At 60.5% G+C, this 22,358-nt stretch carries 23 protein-coding genes; 6 read left to right on the forward strand and 17 right to left on the reverse strand.

What is annotated here, in order from left to right:
* Window positions 1-66: 66 nt before the first annotated feature.
* The 10 genes from pcaF to paaA all read right to left on the reverse strand — a co-directional run bounded on the left by pcaF (window position 67) and on the right by paaA (window position 9,413).
* Complete coding sequence (pcaF, locus tag H4V96_RS18810; protein WP_010401461.1) at window positions 67-1,272, reverse strand: 3-oxoadipyl-CoA thiolase; 1,206 nt, start codon at window positions 1,270-1,272, stop codon at window positions 67-69.
* A gap of 31 nt (window positions 1,273-1,303) precedes the next feature.
* Window positions 1,304-2,632, reverse strand: coding sequence for a phenylacetate--CoA ligase PaaK (gene paaK, locus H4V96_RS18815; RefSeq protein WP_196855076.1), 1,329 nt, complete (start codon window positions 2,630-2,632; stop codon window positions 1,304-1,306).
* A gap of 108 nt (window positions 2,633-2,740) precedes the next feature.
* Entirely contained in the window at window positions 2,741-3,193 is a 453-nt protein-coding gene (gene paaI / locus H4V96_RS18820) for a hydroxyphenylacetyl-CoA thioesterase PaaI (protein WP_196854953.1), read from the reverse strand.
* Complete coding sequence (gene paaH, locus H4V96_RS18825; RefSeq protein ID WP_196854952.1) at window positions 3,183-4,751, reverse strand: 3-hydroxyacyl-CoA dehydrogenase PaaH; 1,569 nt, start codon at window positions 4,749-4,751, stop codon at window positions 3,183-3,185. The genes paaI and paaH overlap by 11 nt, the downstream gene beginning before the upstream one ends.
* Window position 4,752: 1 nt before the next feature.
* Window positions 4,753-5,544, reverse strand: a complete 792-nt coding sequence (gene paaG, locus H4V96_RS18830) for a 2-(1,2-epoxy-1,2-dihydrophenyl)acetyl-CoA isomerase PaaG (protein ID WP_010401471.1) — start codon at window positions 5,542-5,544, stop codon at window positions 4,753-4,755.
* 123 nt (window positions 5,545-5,667) lie between these two features.
* Window positions 5,668-6,747, reverse strand: a complete 1,080-nt coding sequence (gene paaE, locus H4V96_RS18835; RefSeq protein ID WP_010401473.1) for a 1,2-phenylacetyl-CoA epoxidase subunit PaaE — start codon at window positions 6,745-6,747, stop codon at window positions 5,668-5,670.
* Between the two features lie 40 nt (window positions 6,748-6,787).
* Window positions 6,788-7,327 (reverse strand): 1,2-phenylacetyl-CoA epoxidase subunit PaaD, encoded by a 540-nt coding sequence (gene paaD, locus H4V96_RS18840; protein ID WP_196854951.1) that lies wholly within the window; start codon window positions 7,325-7,327, stop codon window positions 6,788-6,790.
* A complete protein-coding gene (gene paaC, locus H4V96_RS18845; RefSeq protein ID WP_196854950.1) occupies window positions 7,327-8,094 on the reverse strand; it encodes a 1,2-phenylacetyl-CoA epoxidase subunit PaaC in 768 nt (255 codons plus the stop codon). Before paaC ends, paaD begins: the two co-directional genes overlap by 1 nt.
* 14 nt (window positions 8,095-8,108) lie before the next feature.
* Complete coding sequence (paaB, locus tag H4V96_RS18850; protein WP_010401476.1) at window positions 8,109-8,393, reverse strand: 1,2-phenylacetyl-CoA epoxidase subunit PaaB; 285 nt, start codon at window positions 8,391-8,393, stop codon at window positions 8,109-8,111.
* Between the two features lie 30 nt (window positions 8,394-8,423).
* On the reverse strand, window positions 8,424-9,413 hold the full coding sequence (gene paaA / locus H4V96_RS18855) for a 1,2-phenylacetyl-CoA epoxidase subunit PaaA (protein WP_010401477.1): 990 nt from the start codon (window positions 9,411-9,413) through the stop codon (window positions 8,424-8,426).
* Window positions 9,414-9,680: 267 nt separating this feature from the next.
* Between paaA and paaX the strand changes: the two genes are divergently transcribed.
* Window positions 9,681-10,610, forward strand: coding sequence for a phenylacetic acid degradation operon negative regulatory protein PaaX (paaX, locus tag H4V96_RS18860; protein ID WP_196854949.1), 930 nt, complete (start codon window positions 9,681-9,683; stop codon window positions 10,608-10,610).
* A 97-nt stretch (window positions 10,611-10,707) separates the two neighbouring features.
* Here paaX and H4V96_RS18865 read toward each other — a convergent pair whose 3' ends face one another.
* On the reverse strand, window positions 10,708-10,962 hold the full coding sequence (locus H4V96_RS18865; RefSeq protein WP_196854948.1) for a hypothetical protein: 255 nt from the start codon (window positions 10,960-10,962) through the stop codon (window positions 10,708-10,710).
* Between the two features lie 141 nt (window positions 10,963-11,103).
* On the opposite strand from H4V96_RS18865, the gene H4V96_RS18870 reads away from it, so the two are divergent.
* Window positions 11,104-12,228: a M14-type cytosolic carboxypeptidase gene (locus H4V96_RS18870; protein ID WP_010401483.1), complete on the forward strand. Its 1,125-nt coding sequence runs from the start codon at window positions 11,104-11,106 to the stop codon at window positions 12,226-12,228.
* Window positions 12,229-12,331: 103 nt separating this feature from the next.
* Here the strand turns inward: H4V96_RS18870 and pmbA are convergent, their stop codons facing one another.
* Window positions 12,332-13,684 carry a metalloprotease PmbA gene (pmbA, locus tag H4V96_RS18875; RefSeq protein ID WP_196854947.1) on the reverse strand — a complete coding sequence of 451 codons (1,353 nt, stop codon included), beginning with the start codon at window positions 13,682-13,684 and terminating at the stop codon, window positions 12,332-12,334.
* A gap of 92 nt (window positions 13,685-13,776) precedes the next feature.
* Between pmbA and yjgA the strand changes: the two genes are divergently transcribed.
* The 3 genes from yjgA to H4V96_RS18890 all read left to right on the forward strand — a co-directional run bounded on the left by yjgA (window position 13,777) and on the right by H4V96_RS18890 (window position 15,793).
* A complete protein-coding gene (gene yjgA / locus H4V96_RS18880; protein ID WP_029496682.1) occupies window positions 13,777-14,376 on the forward strand; it encodes a ribosome biogenesis factor YjgA in 600 nt (199 codons plus the stop codon).
* 122 nt (window positions 14,377-14,498) lie between these two features.
* The gene (mog, locus tag H4V96_RS18885; protein ID WP_010401488.1) at window positions 14,499-15,128 is read left to right on the forward strand and encodes a molybdopterin adenylyltransferase; all 630 of its coding nucleotides are present in this window, start codon (window positions 14,499-14,501) and stop codon (window positions 15,126-15,128) included.
* Window positions 15,125-15,793 (forward strand): alpha/beta hydrolase, encoded by a 669-nt coding sequence (locus H4V96_RS18890; protein ID WP_010401489.1) that lies wholly within the window; start codon window positions 15,125-15,127, stop codon window positions 15,791-15,793. The genes mog and H4V96_RS18890 overlap by 4 nt, the downstream gene beginning before the upstream one ends.
* Window positions 15,794-15,874: 81 nt before the next feature.
* Here H4V96_RS18890 and H4V96_RS18895 read toward each other — a convergent pair whose 3' ends face one another.
* The 5 genes from H4V96_RS18895 to H4V96_RS18915 form a co-directional block, all read right to left on the reverse strand.
* The gene (locus tag H4V96_RS18895) at window positions 15,875-17,392 is read right to left on the reverse strand and encodes a S1C family serine protease (RefSeq protein WP_280721105.1); all 1,518 of its coding nucleotides are present in this window, start codon (window positions 17,390-17,392) and stop codon (window positions 15,875-15,877) included.
* Between the two features lie 94 nt (window positions 17,393-17,486).
* Entirely contained in the window at window positions 17,487-18,053 is a 567-nt protein-coding gene (locus H4V96_RS18900) for a hypothetical protein (RefSeq protein ID WP_010401492.1), read from the reverse strand.
* Window positions 18,053-18,901 carry a fumarylacetoacetate hydrolase family protein gene (locus tag H4V96_RS18905; protein ID WP_280721106.1) on the reverse strand — a complete coding sequence of 283 codons (849 nt, stop codon included), beginning with the start codon at window positions 18,899-18,901 and terminating at the stop codon, window positions 18,053-18,055. Before H4V96_RS18905 ends, H4V96_RS18900 begins: the two co-directional genes overlap by 1 nt.
* The gene (locus H4V96_RS18910) at window positions 18,846-20,192 is read right to left on the reverse strand and encodes an MFS transporter (RefSeq protein WP_280721107.1); all 1,347 of its coding nucleotides are present in this window, start codon (window positions 20,190-20,192) and stop codon (window positions 18,846-18,848) included. Before H4V96_RS18910 ends, H4V96_RS18905 begins: the two co-directional genes overlap by 56 nt.
* Before the next feature lie 2 nt (window positions 20,193-20,194).
* Window positions 20,195-21,559: a lysine 2,3-aminomutase gene (locus H4V96_RS18915; RefSeq protein ID WP_280721108.1), complete on the reverse strand. Its 1,365-nt coding sequence runs from the start codon at window positions 21,557-21,559 to the stop codon at window positions 20,195-20,197.
* Between the two features lie 283 nt (window positions 21,560-21,842).
* Between H4V96_RS18915 and H4V96_RS18920 the strand changes: the two genes are divergently transcribed.
* Window positions 21,843-22,301 carry a cache domain-containing protein gene (locus H4V96_RS18920; protein ID WP_010401500.1) on the forward strand — a complete coding sequence of 153 codons (459 nt, stop codon included), beginning with the start codon at window positions 21,843-21,845 and terminating at the stop codon, window positions 22,299-22,301.
* The last annotated feature ends 57 nt before the right edge of the window (window positions 22,302-22,358 follow it).

Consider the following 22,358-nt stretch of genomic DNA (forward strand, 5'->3'; position numbering starts at 1 on the left):
TCAATGTAGGGTTGGCGCTTTTTTATGAGCCTGCGCCTTTTGTATTTTTACTTTGTTTTTACTCGTTTATACGCGTTCAATGACGACAGCAATACCCTGCCCCACGCCGATGCACATGGTGCACAGCGCATAGCGCCCGCCCGTTCGTTCCAGCTGGTTCAGGGCCGCCATCACCAGGCGCGCACCGGATGCGCCCAGCGGATGGCCGATGGCAATCGCGCCGCCATTCGGGTTCACGTGGGCCGCGTCGTCAGCCAGGCCCAAGTCGCGCGTGACGGCCAGCGCCTGCGCCGCAAACGCTTCATTCAATTCGATCACATCCATCTGCTCGATGCTGAGACCCGTCTGTGCCAGCACCTTGCGCGAGGCTGGAGAAGGACCAAAGCCCATGATGCGCGGCGCCAGGCCAGCGGTGGCCATGCCCAGCACTTTTGCGCGTGGCGTCAATTTGTATTTATCCACGGCGGCGGCCGAGGCCAGCAAAATTGCGCAAGCGCCATCGTTCAAGCCCGAGGCATTGCCAGCGGTGACCGTGCCATCCACCTTGACCACGCCCTTGAGTTTCGCCAGCATGTCCAGCGAAGTATCGGGACGCGGATGTTCATCCATCGTCACCATCTTCGGCTCGCCTTTTTTCTGCGGCACGGCGACAGGCACGATTTCGCGATCGAAGACGCCAGCGGCGTTCGCTGCAGCCCAGCGCTGCTGGCTGCGCTGCGCCAGGGCATCCTGATCGGCGCGGCTGATGCCAAATTCCATGGCCACGTTTTCCGCCGTTTCCGGCATGGTGTCGATGCCGTACTGCGCCTTCATCTTGCCGTTGACGAAACGCCAGCCAAGGGTCGTGTCTTCGATTTTCGCCGCGCGCGAGAAGGCGCTGTCAGCCTTGCCCATCACGAAAGGCGCGCGCGTCATGCTTTCCACGCCGCCGGCGATGATCAGTTGCGCCTCACCGGCCTTGATGGAGCGCGCAGCGAGACCCACGGCGTCCAGGCTGGAGCCGCACAGACGGTTGATGGTATTGGCGGGCACCTCGGCGGGCAAGCCGGCCAGCAGCGCGGCCATGCGGCCCACGTTGCGGTTGTCTTCACCCGCCTGGTTGGCGCAGCCGTAGAACACGTCGTCGATGGCGGACCAGTCGACGGATGGATTGCGGGCGATCAGCGCGGCAATCGGCAGCGCGCCCAGGTCGTCCGCGCGCACGCTGGAAAGTGCCCCGCCATAGCGGCCAAAGGGAGTGCGTACTGCGTCACAGATAAAGGCTTCGTTCATGGTCTATCCTGCTTGATCGATGTAGAGAAAATTAGGAGAACATCTTTTGGCGCTGGTCGAGCACGCGGCGGGCCTTGCCCGTCAAGGTGCGTTCGATGCCGGCAGCAGCTACCAGGCGCACGCGCGTACTTACACCCACGTGCGTCTTGATGCGATGCTCCAGCTCGCGCGCCAAGGCGTCCGTTTCGCTCACCGAGATGCTGGCAGTGAGGTCGAGACGCAGCTCGGCGATCACTTCGAGCTTGTCGAGGTGGCCGTCGCGCGTGAGCACCAGCTGGTATTGCGGCGCCAGCTTTGGCATCTTCAAAATCAGCTCTTCGATCTGCGTAGGGAAGACGTTCACGCCGCGGATGATCAGCATGTCGTCCGAGCGGCCAGTGATCTTGCCGATGCGGCGCATGGAGCGCGAGGTTGGCGGCAGCAAGCGGGTCAGGTCACGCGTGCGGTAGCGGATGACAGGCAGCGCTTCCTTGGACAGCGAGGTGAAGACCAGTTCGCCCTCTTCGCCGTCCGGCAGCACTTCGCCCGTTTCCGGATCGATGATCTCGGGGTAGAAATGATCTTCCCAGATGACGGGACCGTCCTTGCTTTCGATGCATTCGGAAGCCACGCCAGGCCCCATTACTTCGGACAGGCCGTAGATGTCGACGGCGTCTATGCCGGCGCGCGCTTCGATTTCCAAACGCATGGCATCCGTCCACGGCTCGGCACCGAAGATACCCACCTTCAGCGACGATTCGGCAGGATCGAGGCCCTGGCGCGTGAATTCCTCGATGATGTTGAGCATGTACGAGGGCGTGACCATGATGATGGCAGGCTTGAAATCCTGGATCAACTGCACCTGCTTTTCCGTCTGGCCGCCCGACATCGGAATGACCGTGCAGCCCAGGCGTTCGGCGCCATAGTGCGCGCCCAGGCCGCCCGTAAACAAGCCGTAGCCGTAGGAGATATGCACCATGTCGCCCGCGCGGCCACCACCGGCGCGGATCGAGCGCGCCACCACATTGGCCCAGGTATCGATATCGTTCTGCGTGTAGCCGACCACCGTCGCCTTGCCGGTGGTGCCGCTCGATGCGTGGATGCGCACCACTTGCTCGCGCGGCACGGCAAACAGGCCAAACGGGTAATTGTCGCGCAAGACTTTTTTATCGGTGAATGGAAATTTCGACAGATCAGACAACGCCTTCAGGTCGTCCGGATGTACGCCCGCTGCGTCAAAAGCGGCGCGGTAATGGGGCACGTTATCGTACGCGTGCTTGAGCGTCCATTTCATGCGTTCGAGCTGCAGCGCCTGCAGTTCATCCTTGCTGGCGCGCTCGATCGGCTCAAGGTCATTTGGGGAAGGCGTACGTTGCACCATCATTGTCTCCTTTAGTAAGGCCTGACCAAACCTGCTGCGCGTCGTGATTTGCGACGGTTTTGTCGAGGCATTTTCAATCTTAAAAAAATATCAAACCATTCCGGCAGTTCAAGCCTGCTCTTGTATGACTGCACCCGCCACGCGGATCGACTTGCCGCGAAAGAGCGCGATGGTGCGCCCTTCCTGGTTGCTGACCTTGACGTCGTATACGCCGCTCTTGCCGGCCAGCGCCTGCTCGACGGCGTCGGCCGTGAGCACGTCGCCCTCGCGGCCCGGTGCAAGGTAATCGATGCTGCAGCCGGCGCCCACGGTATTGAAGTTATAGCTGTTGCAGGCAAATGCAAAAGCGCTGTCGGCCAGGGCAAAGATAAAGCCGCCATGGCAGCTCTGGTGGCCGTTGAGCATGTTCGGGCGCACCGTCATCGTCATGCGCGCATGGCCAGGGCCGACCTCGGCCAGCGCGATGCCCATGGCAGCGGTGGCGTTATCGCGCGACAGCATGCAGGCAGCAGCTGCCTGCGCCAACGCTTGTGCAGTCATATTCTGATCTTCATTCGGCATAAAAGCGGGCTCCAGTGGCAAGTTTGCGGCGCAGCAGGGGCGAGACACGGTAGCGATCTTCGCCATAACCCAGCGCCAGGTGCTGCAGCACGGTCACGATGTGATGCACGCCCACCGCATCGGCCCAGGCCAGCGGTCCGCGCGGATAGTTGACGCCTTTCTGCATGGCGATATCGACGGCAGCGACCGTGCACACGCCCTGGTTGACGGCGTCGGCGGCCTCGTTGGCCAGCATGGCGACCGTGCGCATGACGACCAGTCCAGGCACGTCGTCCAGGCGCGTGACGCTAAAGCCGGCTGCCTGGAACAGGCCCACGACAGCGGCGTAGGCGGCATCGCTGCACTGGTCGGCGCGCGCCACGGCGATGCGCTTGGCACTCGCGTAGTCAAGCGCCAGATCGAATAAGACCGTGTCCGGATGCTGATTGTCGTGCGCGCGCTGGGTAGCGCTACGGCCGTCGCTGAGATAAATCGCGGCACCATGGCAATGCAGGGCCGGCGCTTCGTCGTGCACCTGGCCTTCCTGTGTGACGCGGCGGCTAACACTGATGCCAGTGTGCTCCAGGCGCTGTACCAGGCTGCGAATGACGCCGCTGTGGCCACGGCCATCACCGCCTATGGCTGCTGACAAGGCGACAAATTCGGGCTTGGGCTGCGGGCCTTCCGCTTGCACGACCGGTGCAGAGGCACCTTCGCCATAGGCATACAAGCCACGCCCCGACTTGCGGCCCAGGAACCCGGCGTTGACCATTTCCTGCTGCAGCACGGACGGCGTGAAACGGGGATCATTAAAGTAGGCACCGAACACCGATTGCGTGACGGAGAAATTGACATCATGGCCGATCAGGTCCATCAACTCGAATGGCCCCATGCGAAAACCGCCGGCGTCGCGCAGCACCGCGTCGATGGTGGCGGGATCACCCGCCTGTTCGCTGAGCAAACGCCAGGCTTCCGCGTAAAACGGACGCGCAACACGGTTGACGATGAAGCCGGGCGTCGATTTGGCATGCACGGGGTTCTTGCCCCAGACAATCGACGTGTCATACACGGTGGCGGCCACTTGCGCGCTGGTGGCCAGGCCACTGATTACTTCAACCAGCGCCATCAAGGGCACGGGATTAAAGAAGTGCATGCCGACCAGGCGTTCAGGGCGGCGCAGCTTGGCCGCGATGGCCGTGACGGAAATCGACGACGTGTTCGTCGCCAGGATGCAGTCGTCGCTGACAACAGCCTCCAGTTCGGCGAACAGGCCGCGCTTGACATCAAGGTTTTCCACGATGGCTTCCACCACCAGCGCGGCATCTGCCACGTCGGCCAGGCTGTCGACAGCCTGCAGGCGTGTCGTGGCGGCCGCGGCTTCATCAGCCGTCATGCGGCCCTTTTCGGCCAGCTTTGCGTACATCTTGCCGATATCGGCCAAGGCCTTGCTCACCGCTTGCGCGCGCGTGTCGTACAACTTGACACGGTAACCGGCAGCGGCAGCGACTTGTGCGATACCGGCGCCCATGGCGCCGCTGCCGATGACGGCGATGATACTGTTGTTTGCCAATGCGCTCATATCAGTGCCCCTTGAATTGCGGTGCGCGCTTTTCCATGAAGGCGGCCACGCCTTCGCGGTAATCGTCGCTGTTACCGAGTTCGCGCATCATGCGTGCCTCCAGCGCCAGTTGCTGCGGCAGAGTATTGGCGCCACTTAGAGCCAACGCCTGCTTGGTGTAGGCCAGGCCCTTGGTCGGCGCCGCGGAAAAGTGCACGGCCAGCTTGCGCGTTTCTTGCGCCAGCTGCGCATCGTCCACGCATTTCCAGATCAGGCCCCAATCCTCGGCCTTTTCAGCCGTCAGCTTTTCACCGAGCATGGCCAGGCCCATGGCGCGCGCCGATCCGATCAGGCGCGGCAAGAAGAAAGTGCCGCCCGTATCCGGAATCAGGCCCAGCTTGCAAAACACTTCGACGAAACTGGCCGACTTGCCGGCGATGACGATGTCGCATGCCAGCGCCAGGTTGGCGCCTGCGCCAGCGGCCACGCCATTGACGGCGCAAATGACGGGCATCGGCAAGGCTTTCAGGGCCAGCACCAGCGGCGCATAGTTTTTTTCCACCGACTCGCCCAGGTCCACGCCCTTAGCGCCAGGTTCAACGGCGCGGTCGGACAAATCCTGGCCCGCGCAAAAGCCGCGGCCAGCACCCGTCAACACGAACACGCGCACGCAGCTGTCGGCGTTCACTTGCGCGATCGCGTCACGCACTTCCTCGTGCATGGCCTGGGTAAAACTATTGAGCTTGTCGGGACGGTTCAGGGTGAGCGTGGCGATGCCCTGCTCGATGGTGAAGAGGATGTTTTGGTAGCTCATGGCGTCTCGCTTTTTTAGTTTTCAACCCGCAGCGGAAATCTGGGGTCAGTTCCTTCGGAATCGTCATTCGCCCCACTGGGGCGAATGACCCCGACGGGTCTGACCCCGGCAGTCGCAGTTGGGTTATTCTGCCTGATCGAAGTCGACCACGACCTTGTCGGTGAGCGGAAAACTCTGGCAACTGAGGACGAAGCCACGCGCCACTTCATAGTCTTCCAACGCGTAGTTGACGTCCATTTCAACCTTGCCATCGAGGATCTTGCAGCGGCAGGTCGAGCATACGCCGCCCTTGCACGAATAGCGCATGTCGATGCCTTGACGCAGACCCGCGTCGAGGATGGATTCCTTATCCTTGTCCATCGTGAAGGTGGTGTGGTTGCCATCGAGGATGACGGTCACTTCGGCTTCCTGCACCGCGCCGGTGGCTAACGGCGCGCGCGGCTTATGAAAGTTTTTAGGGATGCTGGCGGCGAACAGTTCGATCTTGATATGCTGCTTGGGCATGCCGGCCGCCTGCAGGGCTGCGGAAACGCCGAGCATCATGTCTTCCGGGCCGCAGATGAAGGCGTTGTCGTAGTCTTCGACCTTGATCCAGTGCTGCAGGAACTGCTCGCATTTTTCCTGCGTGATGCGGCCGTTGAACAATTCGATATCCTGCTGCTCGCGACTCATCACGTAGATCAGGTTCAATCGTTCCAGGTACACGTCCTTCAAGTCCGTCAATTCTTCCTTGAAGATCACGGACGAGGAAGCGCGGTTACCGTAGAACAGGGTAAATCGGCTCAATGGCTCGGCCAGCAGGGTCGTCTTGATGATGGACAGGATGGGCGTGATGCCGCTGCCGGCCGCGAACGCCAGGTAGTGCTTGCGGTTGACGCAGTCGAGCGGCACGTTGAAGTGGCCCATGGGCGGCATCACTTCGATGATGGTGCCGGCTTTCAAGGTATCGTTGGCCCAGGTGGAAAACGCGCCACCGGGCGTGCGCTTGATGGCCACGCGCAAGGTGCCGTCTTGCACCGCCGAACAGATCGAATACGAGCGGCGCACGTCTTCGGCGTTGATATTGGCGCGCAAGGTCAGGTGCTGGCCCTGCTGGAAGCGGAACTGCTGCTGCAACTCCAATGGCACGTCGAACGTCACGGCGATGGTGTCACGCGTTTCATTGCGCACCTTCGCCACGCACAGCGGATAAAATTTACTCATGCTTCATCTCCAGTTTCTTCGGAACGTGTGCCTGATTTTTTTAGTGGCACTTGAAGTAGTCAAACGGTTCGCGGCAATCGATGCATTTGTACAGCGCCTTGCATGGCGTGGAGCCGAACTGGCTGGTCAGTTGCGTATGCGTGGAAGCGCAGTTAGGGCAAATCACCTCCAGCTGCGGCAAGGGCAGGCGCTTGACGCCACCCGCTGTGCCTCTATGCAGGCCGCTGATATCGATCACCTGCTGCTGCGGCGGGGCGATGCCATAGCCTTTCAGCTTGGCCTTGCCGGCCTCGCTCATCCAGTCTGTGGTCCAGGCGGGCGCCAACTGGTTCACCAGCGTCACCTTGGCCACGCCATGGCTGCGCAAGGCATCCGTGACGGCATCGGCGATCACCTGCATGGCGGGGCAACCTGAATACGTGGGCGTGATCGTCACGATGCACTCCTTGCTGCTGACCACATCGACGGCGCGCACGATGCCCAGGTCCACCACCGAAATGACGGGAATTTCCGGGTCCGGCACGTCGCCCAGCCAGGCCCAGACCTGGGCCGCGTCCAGCGCCGCCGTGGGCGTGTCCATTACCACTGCACCCCGGGATAGGCGCGCTGCAGGAACTGCATCTCGGCCAGGATGAATCCCAGGTGTTCCGTGTGCGTGCCCTGCTTGCCGCCCTTTTGCATCCAGGCGTCGGGCGCCGGCATGCTCAAGGTGGCTTCGGCGAAAATCTCGGCCACGTGTTCGAGGAAGACCTGGCGCAACACCTCCGATGGCGGCGCGATGCCGGCGGCGAGCATGGCTTGGTCGACGGCGTCGTACTTGAACATCTCGCCCGTGTACATCCACAACTTGTCGGCAGCGGCCTGTGTTTTCGCGTGACTGTCCGCAGTGCCGTCACCGAGGCGCACGATCAGGTCACTGCTGCGGCGCAGGTGATACGTCACTTCCTTGAGCGATTTTTGCGCCACTTCGACGATGCGTACGTCGCTGGCCTTGGCCAGTTCCAGCAGCTGGAAGTAGTGCCAGGTATCGAAAAAGAACTGGCGCATCATGGTGTCGGCGTAATTGCCGTTCGGCTGTTCCAGCAGCAGACAATTCTTGAAGTCGTGGGCGTCGCGCAAAAAGGCGATGTCGTCCTCGTCACGGCCCGCGTTTTCCAGTTCGGCCGCATAGCTGAACCACAACCGCGTTTGGCCCAGGAGGTCGAGTGCCACATTGGTCAGCGCCATGTCCTCTTCCAGCGCCGGCCCCTTGCCGCACAGCTGCGACAGCTGCTGGCTGAGGATCAGGGCATTGTCACCCAGGCGCAGCAGGTAATCGAACTTTTGTTGCGTGAGCTTGTCATCCATTACAGGCGCTCCCATCACAGGTTCTTGACTTCTTCCGGCATCGGGAAGAAGGTGGGATGGCGATACACCTTGCTGTTCGACGGCTCGAACAGGGCGCCCTTGTCGCCAGGGCTGCTGGCGACGATATCGGCCGCGCGCACCACCCAGATGCTCACGCCTTCATTGCGGCGTGTATAGACATCACGCGCATGGTTGACCGCCATGCTGGCGTCGGAAGCATGCAGGCTGCCTACATGTTTGTGCGCCAGGCCGTGCTGGCTGCGGATGAAAACTTCCCACAATGGCCATTCTTTGCTCATATTGTTCTCCCCTATCTGTCTTATTTCTATTCAGGCTGCCGCTTTGTTAGCGGCTTGCTTGTCGGCGTAGGCGAGCAAGGCATCGCGGAACCACGCGCCGTCTTCATACGCCTTGACCCGCGTTTGCAGGCGCTCGCGGTTGCACGGGCCATTGCCCTTCAATACATTGTTAAATTCGGACCAGTCGATTTCACCGAACTCATAGTGGCCTGTTTCGGCATTCAATTTCAGGTCGGGATCGGGCACGGTCAGGCCCAGGTACTCGATTTGCGGCACGGTCTGGTCGACCATGCGCTGGCGCAATTCGTCATTCGAAAACAGCTTGATGCGCCATTGCGCCGATTGGGCGCTGTTGACGGAGGCGGCGTCGGAGGGGCCGAACATCATCAACGATGGCCACCACCAGCGGTTCAGCGCATCTTGCGCCATGGCTTTCTGTTCCGGCGTGCCCTTGCACAACGACATCATGATGTCGTAGCCCTGGCGCGCATGAAATGATTCTTCCTTGCAGACGCGGATCATGGCGCGCGCATATGGGCCATATGAGCAGCGGCACAGCGGGATTTGATTGATGATGGCGGAGCCGTCGACCAGCCAGCCGATGGCGCCCATGTCGGCCCACGACAGCGTAGGATAGTTAAAGATGCTCGAATACTTGGCTTTGCCAGAATGCAAGGCGGCGAGCAGATCATCGCGCGACACGCCCAGGGTTTCCGCGGCGCTGTACAGGTACAGCCCGTGACCGGCTTCGTCCTGGATCTTCGCCAGCAGGATGGACTTGCGTTTCAAGGTCGGCGCGCGCGTGACCCAGTTACCTTCGGGCAATTGACCGACGATTTCCGAATGGGCATGCTGCGAAATCTGGCGGATCAAGGTCTTGCGGTAAGCGTCCGGCATCCAGTCCTTGGCCTCGATCTTGATGCCTTCGTCGATGCGCGCCTGAAAAGCGCGCTCTTCCTGGCCCATGTCGTCGATGGAACGGACGTTCTTGAGGCCAGTTTCAACCATTTGTGCGTACATGATATGTCTCCCATGTCTTTGATTTTGCACAGCAACGCGGTGCCTTGGATGAATAATACGATACAAAAAACTATTTGCATACACTTGATGTGAGTCATTTTAAAAATTCGTATCTTGTTGGGATTTTTTGTGCGTATGATCTTGCTTATGAGAAAACACTGTGTAGCGCCATCAGCGCTTGCGGCAAATTATTGACGCGCTACCCGCGCAGCCAAGTAAACTGCTGCCTTTATTGAATCGACCGCAACACGGCCAGACCGGAACCACATGAAGAACACCCGCTGCACGGCATGGATAGCCGATTTCCTGGAAAGCGACCCACCGCGCTCGAAGTCCCTGGTGATGACCATCTTTGGCGACGCCATCGTGCCGCGCGGCGGCGCCATCTGGCTCGGTAGCCTGATCGAACTGCTGGCACCGCTTGGCGTCAATGATCGCCTGCTGCGTACCAGCGTATTCCGCCTGGCGCAGGAGGGCTGGCTCAGCTCGCAGCGCGATGGCCGCCGCAGCGCCTATACGATACGCCCGGAGGCGCTGGCCCGCTTCGAGCGCGCCTATCGCCGCATCTATGCGCCGCTGGTGGTGCACTGGGATGGCAGCTGGACCCTGGTGATCGGGCCGGCCGGCAGCATCGGCGCCGCTGAACGGGGCGCGCTGCGCAAGGAATTATTATGGGCTGGCTATGGCTTGATATCCCCTGGCATCTTTGGCCATCCGGCTAGCAACGCGGAGGCGCTGGAAGATATCCTCGTGCGCAATGAAGTACAGGGCAAACTGTATGTGTGCCACACCACGGAGTTGCCCGATGTCAGCACCCGGCCCTTGCGCGACATGCTGGGAGAATGCTGGGACTTGTCGGAAGTCATCGCCGGCTATGAAAAATTCATCGCCCGCTTCCAACCGCTGCTGGCCCTGCTGCAAGAAGAGCCCGTGTTCGATACCGAGCAAGCCTTTGTCATCCGCTCACTGCTGACGCACGCCTACCGTCGCGTGCAATTGCACGATCCGCAACTGCCCGTCGAACTGCTACCAGAACCGTGGCCAGGCACGCAAGCATATGCACTGGCGCGCGACCTGTACCGCATCACCCATGCGCCAGCCGAAGAACATATCCTGGCCACTTTGCGGCGCGAGGATGAGCAGGCGCCGGACGTTGCACCGTGGTTTTTTGAACGTTTTGGGGGACTGACGACGTGAACGCCTGAAAAATGTTCAGGGCCAGGCGCGTAGCCGCAGGCAGTACGACTAGTACGCCAAGGCAACGCAACGCCGCCATGGGCATTTTCTCAGGTGTTCACTGCTTTGCCACCACCTGCTTCGCCCCAGCCAACAAATCCTGCCCCAGCTTTTCCAGCGCATTCGCTTGCACCAGCATGGTATCGAGGATGGCGGCATTGAAGGTGAATTCGGCCGGTGTGGTGTAGCCGGGGAAACGCAGGATGCGCAACAATTCCTGCAAGGTGGTGCCCTTGCCCAGGTGCGCCAGGGCGTCGCTGAGGGCGCTGACTTTCTTTTCCAGTTCGCGTATGTGTTTGCCGTTGTCATCCATGATGATCTCCCGTTGTTGGAACTTCCACGTTAGCAAAGTACATTCGCCATCGTTTGCGCCAGCACAAAGACATTCGCAAAACAGGTATCATCGCGCCATTGCACACGATGCAAAACCCATACGTTTTTATCAGGAACACTCATGACCATTAAAATCAGCCAGCAATTCGACGCCGGCGCGATCGAGGTGCTGCGCGCCGACGATGCCCACTCCATCGAGCTGAACATCCGCAAGGATTCCCACGCCGACATCACGCAGTGGTTTTATTTCCGCCTGCAAGGCGCGCAAGGCGAAGCGTGCACGATCCGCTTCATGAATGCAGGCAAGTCGGCCTATCCGGACGGCTGGAAAGACTATCAAGCCGTGGCCAGCTATGACCGCGAAACCTGGTTCCGCGTGCCAACCAGCTTCGATGGCAGCGTGATGACCATCGAACACACGCCGGAAGAAGAGAGCGTGTATTACGCCTACTTCGAACCGTATCCGTGGGATCGCCACCTGGCCCTGATCGACAGCGCGCAAGCGTCGCCGCTGGTACGCTTGATCGACCTGGGCAGCACCGTGGAAGGGCGCGACATGAATCTGCTGGTGGTCGGCGACGCCGATGCCGAGAAGAAGGTCTGGGTCATCGCACGCCAGCATCCGGGCGAAACAATGGCGGAATGGTTTGTCGAAGGCATGCTCGAAGCATTGCTGGACCAGGCCAATCCATTCGCCCGCCAGTGCCTGCAAGACGCCGTCTTCTACGTGGTGCCGAACATGAACCCGGACGGTTCCGTGCATGGCAACCTGCGCACCAACGCGGCCGGCGCCAACCTGAACCGTGAATGGATGACGCCGACGATGGAGCGCAGCCCGGAAGTATTCCTGGTGAAACAGAAAATGCATGAAATTGGCTGCGACCTGTTCCTCGACGTGCATGGCGACGAAGGTCTGCCATACGTATTCGTCGCCGGCAGCGATGCGCTGGAAAATTTCACGCCTGCACAAAAGGCCGAGCAAGACCGCTTCATCGCCGACTTCAAGGTGGCCAGCCCCGACTTCCAGGATGAGCACGGCTATGAAGATGGCCCGTTCACGCCGGAAGTGCTGACCATGGGTTCGCCGCATATCACGCACGCCTTCGGCTGCCTGGCGCTGACCCTGGAACTGCCATTCAAGGATAATGCCAACGATCCTGACCCACAAACGGGCTGGAGCGGCGCCCGCAGCGCTGCCCTGGGCGCGGCCGTACTGCAAGCTATCCTGTCCACCTTGCGCGCCTGAGTAGCAGGGCCAAACCGGCCCGCGTGAGATGCATGCCACGCTGAACACGCAAGACTAGAAAAAAGGCGCCAACGGCGCCTTTTGACCAACAGGCATGCATCGCTCAGCCGCCCGCTACCACCATGCTCTCGATGAGGATGGAACCGGTCTCTTTGGTGCCACGGCGCAAGGCGTCGGCGCCCACGGCGACGATGTTGCGCAACATATCCTTCATGTTGCCGGCGATGGTGATTTCTTCCACCGGATACTGGATCACGCCATTTTCCACCCAGAAACCAGACGCGCCGCGCGAATAGTCGCCCGTCACATAGTTGGTTCCTTGTCCCATCAGTTCCGTCACCAGCAAGCCCGTGCCCAGCTTTTTCAGCATGGCATTAAAGTCGTCGCTCGCATGCGTCTGGGTCGAGGTCAAATACAGATTGTGCGAGCCACCCGCATTGCCCGTCGTCTGCATGCCCAGTTTGCGGGCCGTGTAGGTCGACAGGAAATAGCCTTGCACCACGCCATCCTTGACGACGTCGCGGCTGACGGTTTTCACGCCCTCCTCGTCGAACGGGGCCGAACCGACACCGCCGATGACGTGCGGATCTTCAAAGATCTGCACGTGCGACGGCAGCACTTGCGTGCCCAGGGCATCCATCAGAAAAGTGGATTTTCGGTACAGCGCGCCGCCCGAGGTCGCTTGCACATAAGTACCCAGCAAACCGGCTGCCAGCGGCGCCTCGAACAGCACGGGACAAGTGCGCGTGCCCAGCTTGCGCGCATTCAGGCGCGACAGGGCGCGCTCGGCGGCATAGCGGCCGATGGCTTCCGGACTGGCCATTTTGGCGGCATCGCGCACGGATGAATACCAGTCATCGCGCTGCATCTTGGCACCCTTGCCGGCAATTGGCGCCACGGACAGGGTATGGCGCGAAAACGGGTAGCCGCCCATGAAGCCGCGCGAATTGGCGGCAACAAAGTGCGATTGCTGCACGTACACGCCGGCGCCTTCGCTGTTCGTGATGCGCGGATCGACGGCAAACGCGGCCGCCTCGGCGCGCTTTGCCAGCACGACAGCTTCCTCGGCGGAAATCATCCACGGATAGAACAATTGCAAGTCGCGTGGAGACATTTCCAGCATGTCGGCATCGGCCAAGCCCGCGCAATCGTCCTCGGCCGTGAAGCGGGCGATGTTATAGGCGGCATCCACCGTGGCGCGCAGGGCGGAAGGCGAGAAATCGGCAGTGCTGGCATTGCCGCGCTTCTTGCCGACAAACACGGTTACGCCCATGCCCTTGTCCTGGTTTTTTTCTATCGTCTCGATCTTGCCTTTTCGTACAGAAACGGACAAGCCGCCGCCTTCACTGACTTCGACGGCTGCATCGGTGCCGCCCGCTTCCCGCGCAAAAGACAACACATCACGGGCTAGTTGCTGCAATTGCTCTTGACTATGGGTAAATACGGAGTCGTTCATGCGCTGTTTTCTTCGGAAAGCCGCTAAAAAGGTTATCATAGCAGTCGTTTACAGTTTACAGGTGCGGCCTACGCGGCCAATCCCGCCTTATCATGCCAAATCCAAACCGGGGAGCTTGCGGCTTCCAATCCACCGAATTCGAACAGGAATATGAACGTCCATCGAAGTCGGAACTCAAACGTCAAATGACCGTCCTGCAAAAGCTGGGCGAAGAACTCGTCAACGAGGCACGTGACCGCGTCAAGCGCGTCCCGATGCCGGAAGACGTGCGCGACGCCATTCTCGAATGCCAGCAAATCCGGGATCACGAAGGCCGCCGCCGCCAGCTGCAATTCGTGGGCAAGAAGATGCGCACCCTGGATGAGGAAGAAGTTGCCGCCATCCAACGTACCATCGATAGCTGGAAAGGCTTGTCGAAAGCCGACACGGCCAATATGCACGCGATGGAACGCCGCCGCGACAAGCTGTTGACGGATGACAAGGCGCTGACCGTCTTGCTGTCGGAAAACCCGGAACTGGACGTGCAGCACCTGCGCACCCTGATCCGCAATGCCCGCAAGGAGCAAGCCGAGAACAAGCCGCCAAAAGCCTACCGTGAAATCTTCCAGATCTTGAAAGAGATCGCCAAGAAGAAAAACGGCGGCAAGAAAGATGCCGACGAAGATGACGTTGAAGGCGACGAAGACGAATAAACCCCACATGCAAAAGCCGGGGTCGGACCCTCAGGGTCCGACCCCAGTCTTTGCTTAGGGTTGGGAAAAAACCGGGAGCCAACCCGGTTTTTTTTGGTTTTTACGACATAGACAGGTGCCCCATGACCACGATAGAAGACGAATTGATTATCGGCCTCGTGTCGATCTCGGACCGCGCCAGCGGCGGCGTGTATGAAGACCAGGGCATCCCGGCCCTGGAAAGCTGGCTCACCGCCGCCATCCGCACGCCGTTTCGCCTGGAAAAACGGCTGATCCCGGACGAGCGCTCGCAGATAGAAAACACCCTGATCGACCTGGTCGACCTGAGCCATTGCCACCTGATCCTGACGACGGGCGGCACGGGCCCGGCACGGCGCGATGTGACGCCGGACGCCACGCTCAGCGTCGGGACCAAGGAAATGCCCGGTTTCGGCGAACAGATGCGCCAGATCAGCCTGCAATTCGTGCCGACGGCGATTTTGTCGCGCCAGGTAGCCGTGATCCGCGAAACGCCCGAGCGCGCCGCCCTGATCCTGAACTTGCCAGGCCAGCCGAAAGCCATCAAGGAAACATTGGAAGGTCTGAAAGACGTGGACGGAAATCAATTGGTGGACGGCATCTTTGCCGCCGTGCCGTATTGCATCGACCTGATCAAAGGGCCTTACATGGAAACCGACCCGGCCATCTGCAAGGCCTTCCGCCCCAAATCGGCGCTGCGTCCGGCGCAACCTTTACCTGAGGAAAATACATGAGCACCTTGTTGGAAACCATAGAACTCGACAGCGCCGCCAACCCCACCGTTTCCATCATCTGGATGCATGGCCTGGGCGCCGACGGCAATGACTTCGTGCCGCTGGTCAAGGAACTCGATTTGCGCGGCTGCCCCGCCATCCGCTTCATCTTCCCCAGCGCCGGCACCATGCCTGTCACCATCAACAACGGCTATGTGATGCGCGCCTGGTACGACATCCTCGTGAGCGACCTCGTGCGCCGCGAAGATGAAGGCGGCTTGCGCGCCTCGCAGGCACAGATCGAAGCGCTGATTGCGCGCGAAAAGGCGCGCGGCATTCCCGCCAGCCGCATCATCCTGGCCGGCTTTTCGCAAGGCTGCGCCATGACCTTGCAAACGGGCTTGCGCCATGCCGAGCCACTCGCTGGCCTGATGTGTTTATCCGGCTATCTGCCGCTGGCCGACAAGACCGCGTTTGAACGCACGCCAGCAAGCCTGGAAACACCGGTCTTCATGGCGCACGGCACGGCCGACCCCGTGGTGCCGATGGCCCGCGCCCAGCAGTCGCGCGACATGCTCACCGGCATGGGATACAAAGTGGAATGGCACGAGTACATGATGCAACACTCGCTGTGCCAGGAAGAAATCGACGCCATCGGCGCCTGGCTGAAAAAAGTATTGGCTTAAACAATAACAGGCGCAGTGTGCGCTGCGCCTGTTGTTGTTCGGAACGCCGGGAGCCTAGTTGCTCGCCGGCGTTTTTTCATTTCATATCGTCAACATATCGGGCGATGCTTCCGAGCGGATGCCGTTATCCGTCAGCACCGATTCCGTCGCTGCCAGCATTTCCTTGCGGGGCACGACAAGCATTTCCGCATCACGCTGCTGGAAGCGGAACGTCAACAATTCATCCGTCTGGTCGCGCAGCAGGGCCACCAGGTGTGCCAGGCTGCGCACGCGCACGCCATTGACGGAGTCGACAACCGAAAAGAAACGCGTGCTGTAGCCATTCATCAGCTTGTGCGGAAAGAACGGTGCGGCGATCACCACCAGTTCTTCGCGCTCGCCGTCGGGCGCATCGCCGCGCCGCGTGGCAAGGGGATTGCCAGCAAACGCCATGCCGCCCAACATCGCCGGGTTGCCATTCGGCGCGGCCATGAATTCCGTGCTGGCGCGCGAAAACACCATCGGCCCGAAAATGAAATAGGATGGGTAATTGCCCTGCAGGCTGCTAATCAGCATCGGGTGCGCAGCCGAGACGGGCACCTTGATTTTCAGGGACACGCCCTGGCGTACCACCGTCAGCGGCAACTGCTCGTCCTTCGCCAGTTGCTGCACCCGGTACTGAAAGCGTACGCGGCTGTTGGCATTCAGCTTGACCATGCCCTGGTTGTCGATAGGAAATTCACCGATATGCGTGATGACGTCCCACTCCTTGAGCGGATAGGCCGCATCCTTGCTGGCCGGCGTCATCACGACGGCGCCCTCGACACCCTTGGCCAGCTTCAGATATGTGCGCAGGGCGGGATTTTCCAGCGTTTGCGTCACGTCACGCAGGGCCGGCTTGCCCTTGGGCGCGCCACTTTCCTGGTCGCGCAGGAAGAGTTCGATTTCCTCGTTGGGAATGATATAGCCGATGTTTTGCGCATTGAGCATGCCGGCAAAGGCCAGGCCGATCATCTTGTCGCCGGCAATCACGGGGCCGCCGCTATTGCCCGGATTGATGGCCGCATCGATCTGGATGCGCAAACCGGAGACGGGGAAGTTATAGCGCACAAATTCGATGCGCGAGACGATGCCCTTGGTGATCGACAGCGAGGTGCCACCCGTCGGATAGCCATACGCCAGCACGGCATCACGCACGTCCGGCAAGACATTGGCGCGCGGCACCGCTTTGTGGCTGGCGAAAAAACTGTCATCGTCGATTTTCAGCAAGGCCAGGTCCATACCGCGCGAGATGGCCAGCACGGTGGCCGGTATCTTGTCGCCCGCGCCATTGGCCTGGATCTGCACCTGGCTGGCATAGCCGACCACGTGCGCATTGGTGAGGATGCGGCGCCCTTCGATGACGACGCCTGAGCCCGTCACCTCTTGCGGTGCGGCCTTGCTCCAGGGCTTGTACGGATCGGGGCCGCGCAGGGTGGAAAACACCTTGACGACGGAATTTTCCAGGATGGATGCGCTGGTGCTGGTCTCGGCGGCAAGCGCGTCCAGCGTCATCAAGGGGCAAAGGACCAACACCAGCAAGGCGCGGCACATCAGGGTGAAGCAAGAACGAGTTTTCATTGAACTTTTTGGCAATGGAAGAGAAAATTATTATATATAGAATAATTTCAACTGCATTACACTTTATCCATCTTTACCCGAAGAACTGCTCTAATTAAATGGGCAAGGGCGGCACGCCCAATGCCGGCACCGCCGTCTGCGCCCCATTCATCACCATGGCCAGGAAAGTGTAATAGCCATTGATGCCCATCAAGTCAACCACGCCATGTTCGCCAAACAGGGCCAGCGCGCGTGCATAGGTGGCATCGCTGACGCGCTTGTTTTGCTGCAGCTCGATGCAAAAGTCATGCACGGCTTGCTCGTCTTCTTTCAGGGCCGGCGGCGCGCGGCGCGCGGCAATGGCGTCCACGGCCGCTTGCGCGATGCCGTTTTGCACGGCCAGCGGTGCGTGGATGGCCCATTCGACTTGCTGATCCCACTGGCGCGCCGTCAGCACAATTGCCAGTTCCGACAGGCGCGTGCCGATGGCGCTGCGGTAGCGCAGGTACTCGCCCATGCGCTGCGCTGTTTCCATCAGCTCGGGGCTGCGGATCAGCGGCACGAAGGGACCGTACAGGGCACCGCGCGGGCCATCGATGATGGCTTGCGCGGCAGCGCGCTGCTGCGGGTCGAGCTGCGCCAAGGGCAGCGCTGGCAGACGGTCGATACTTGACCGCGCCATCAAGCCGTCCAGGCGAGCACGTCCTGCTGCTGTTCGCCGAGGCCGGCGATACCCAGACGCAGGCTGTCACCCTTTTTCAGGAAACGCTGCGGCTTGCGGCTCTGGCCCACGCCCGGCGGCGTGCCCGTGGCGATGACATCGCCCGGTTCCAGAGTCATGAATTGCGACAGGTAGCTGACGATCTGCGCCACCGTGAAAATCATGGTTCGCGTATTACCCGTCTGCATGCGCTTGCCGTTCACTTCCAGGTACAGGTCCAGGTCTTGCTCGTCGATGACTTCATCGCGCGTCACCAGCCACGGGCCGACGGGGCCGAAGGTGTCGCAGCCCTTGCCTTTATCCCATTGGCCGCCCCGCTCCAGCTGGAATGAGCGCTCGGAAATATCGTTGACGACGCAGTAGCCGGCCACGTATTTCAGCGCATCTTCTTCGCTCACGTACTGTGCGCGCGTGCCGATGACCACGCCCAGTTCCACTTCCCAGTCGGTCTTTTTCGAGCCTTTCGGCAGCACGATATTGTCGTCCGGGCCATTCAGGCAGGAAATTGCCTTCATGAACACAATCGGTTCGGCAGGAATCGGCATGCCGGACTCGGCCGCGTGATCCGCGTAATTGAGGCCGATGCCGATGAACTTGCCGACTTTCGCCAGCGGCACGCCGAAGCGGGGATTGCCGCGCACCAGGGGCAGCGTCTTTTCGTCGAGCTTGGCCAGCTTGCGCAGGGCCTTGTCGGACAGTTGCGCTCCTTCAATATCCGCGATCACGCCGGACAGGCCGCGCAATTTGCCTTCTTCATCGATCAGGCCCGGTTTTTCCTTGCCTGGACGTCCATAACGAACGAGTTTCATAGTCTTCCTTGGAGTTGATCATTGCCGCTGTGCAAGCTGCCATTTTACCGGATGGCCCGGCACGCCTGTAGCGGTAGATGAAAAACATCGCAAGTCCCGGCAGTTGCAAGGCCACCAGCACGCCAAACGCGACCTGGTACGCTTGCGGCGGATACTGCTGCAGACTATTTAGCGGCCAGCATCCGAGGATCAAGCCAAAGCCTGCCTGCACCAGGAAGGCGCCCGTAAAAATGAGCAGATTCAAGCAGGTCGACGCCCTGCCAGTCAAGCTGGGCGGCATGCTTTGCGCGAGGATCGCATAGTCGAGGCCCGTCACCGTGCCCAGCAAGGTAAACAACACCGACAGCAAAGGCAGGCTGGGCAGCACATTGCATGCCATCGCCACTTGCACGGCAATGAACAGGAGCAGGCCGACGCCCGCCACTTGCATGGGTTCGATCGCCCGCCGCCCGGCCCACTGCGTCAGCATGCCCATGCCGATGGCGCCAAAGATGACGGCTGCCATGCCCAGGTACAACAAATACGCCACGCTGTCATCGGACAAGCCACCGACGTCGGACAGCCAGCGCCCAAGCCACAAACCCTGCACGCCAAAGAACACCGTATGCGGCAGCAGGATCAGCGCGATGGTGCGCAGAAAGGCCCTGTCGCGATACACGCGCCAGACACTGGCCTGGCTCACCGTGTGGGCGACAACGGGCACGGGCAGGGCCGGCGACAGCAGGCGGATCAGCAGGCCGATGGCCAGCGCCGCCAGCGCCAGTCCCAGGAACACGCCACGCCAGTCCGTATAGTGCAGGGCCAGCTTGACGGGCATGGTGGCCGTGGCCGCGCCGAGTCCACCCACGGCGATCAGGTAGCCGTGCACGGATGGCAGGCGCGCGGGTGCGATGGTGCACGAGATCGCTTTCACGGCGGCCATGAAACAACCGCCCAAGCCTGCCCCCATGAGTGCCCGCGCCCACATCAACTCGGCAAAGCTGTGACCCCGGCTGAACAGCCACGCACCGATGGCCGCCAGCGCCAGCAGCCACAGTTGCAGCGTGCGGGGGGCGTAACGGTCGAGCGCCATGCCGATCGGCAGTTGCAGCAGCGCAAAGGCGAGAAAAAAGACGCTGGTCAGCAAGCCCAGTTGGGCCGGCGTCAGGGCGATGGAAGCCAGCAATTGCGTCGTCAGCACGGCATTCACGCCGCGCAGCAGACACGACAGGTAGTGACCGAGCGCAAACGGCAGAAACACCAGGTAAAACACGGCCACGCTGGAACGGGAGGAGGCGTCGGCGCCGTGCATGCTCAAGCGGCCTGTGCCAGGCGGATGATTTTCTGCGGCAACTGCGGCATAGGCTCATCGGTTTCAAAGAAAAACTTCTCGTGGCCAAACGCGGGCTGTAAATCGTCTATCCACGTCGCTTGCGCGTCGAACTTTGCGTAAAACGGCCGGCGCACCCAGTCCGGGTTGCGCGCCTGTAGAAATTGCAGCGCAAACAGTTTTTCGCCATTGATGGTAACGATGCCATCGATGACGATCTTGCCGGAAAAGGCGCTCATGGAGGGCCCGCGCACCGTGCGCGACAAGCCGGACACCTTCTGGTAGGCGGCCTGGAAAATCTCGTGCGCCTTCGCCAGCGGCAACTCGAAATAGCCGCGAGGGCCCGTATCGCGTTCGACAAACATGTAATACGGAATCGCTCCCAGGCGCGTACCGGTCTGCCACAACTCGGCCCAGCTAGCCGGGTCTTCATTGATGTGGCGGATCAGCGGCCCCTGCATGCGCAAGGTGGCGCCGGTCGACACGATGCGCTTGACGGCGTGCTGCGCGATGTCCTGGCGCAACTCCACGGCATGACTGTAATGGCCCATCACGGCCAGGTTCTTGCCGGCCTTGACGATGCGCTCGAACAGGCGCAGCAAATCGTCCGCGTCATGCTCGGAGACAAAGCGCTGCGGCCAATAGGCCACCGCCTTGGTGCCGATGCGGATGTTCTGCAGGTGTTCCAGGCCCGGCGCCAGCAGCGGCTCCAGGTAGGCGGCAAGTTGCCGCGTATTCATGATCATCGGGTCTCCCCCCGTGATCAGCACATCCGTCACTTCCGGATGCAGTTTCAGGTAGGTAACCAGCTCATGCGACTCGCGCGCGTCGAACTTCATGTCGTCCATGCCGACGAACTGGGGCCAGCGGAAGCAGAAGGTGCAATACGCGTGGCACGTCTGCCCGGCGCTGGGGAAAAACAGCACCGTTTGCGCATATTTATGCTGCAGGCCGCGCACCGGCTCAGCGTTGATCCGAGGCACGTTATGCGTCATCTGCCCGGCCGGATGGGGATTCATGCCCAGGCGGATAGTGCGCACATAGGCGTCGATGGCGGCCTTGTCGCGCTGCACCAGCACGAGGTCGCGCAAGTGCGCGTACTGCTCGGGCGCCAGCATGTCGCGGTGGGGGAAAACGAGGCGATAGATGGGATCGTCAGGGATATTATTCCAGTCGATCAACTGGTCGAGCACATAGACATTGGTGCGAAACGGCAAGACGTGCGAGACCACTTGCACAGCCTCGCGCTGCTCTTCCGGCAACCATTCCCACTGCCGCGCCTGATGAATGGTGTGCCGCGTATACGGCTTGAACTTGGGTGAAAACGGCTCGGTAATAAGTGCGGACACGATGAGCTCCTTGCGAATAAATAGCGATAACTTGCATGAAATTGAACCTACATCGCTCAATTCCAACCTTTTCTCCCACTGCCATGCCAGCTTGGCATGGCGGCAGAAGTCAGCATAATTCTTGCCGCAGAGAACCAAATTGCTTCACATCAACAGGCATTCCGATACCTTGTTCGCTGCCTACAAGCAACACCTTAGTTTGTTCTTGCGCAATTTGAGGCAACCTTCGACGACGTAAATTACGACTTGGCAAATCATCCCTCGATTCTCACAAGGAGCTGTCATGCAATACTTAATTACGCGTAGCCTGCTGTGCCTAGCCTTTGCTGGCGGCAGCGTCAGTGCCGCAGTCGAAGCAACGGAAAAAGACGCCATCGCCATGACCGAGCGGGGCGCCGCCTTCATGAAGGCGCATGGCAAGGAAGAGATGATGAAGAAAATCACGGCGAAAGATCCCGACTTCGTGCAGGGCTCGCTATACGTGGACATGCGCGACCTCAAGACGGGCATTGTGCTGGCTCACCCCATCAATCCCTCCATTGTGGGCAAGGACTTGACGGACGTGCCTGACGCGAGCGGCAAAAAATATCGCCGTGAAATCATTGAACTGGCGCAAAAACAGGGCAAGGGCTGGGTCGACTACCAGTACAAAAACCCCACCAGCGGCAAGATCGAACCCAAGACCACGTATATCCTGCGCGTCAACGATGTGGTGCTGGAAGCGGGCATCTACAAAAAATAAGGCCGCGATGGCGCACACCAACAGCGTGCGCCACCAGCGCTTGGAACAGCCATAGCC

It is taken from the genome of Janthinobacterium sp. CG_23.4 (assembly GCF_029892305.1).
Classification (GTDB): Bacteria; Pseudomonadota; Gammaproteobacteria; order Burkholderiales; family Burkholderiaceae_D; genus Janthinobacterium; species Janthinobacterium lividum_D.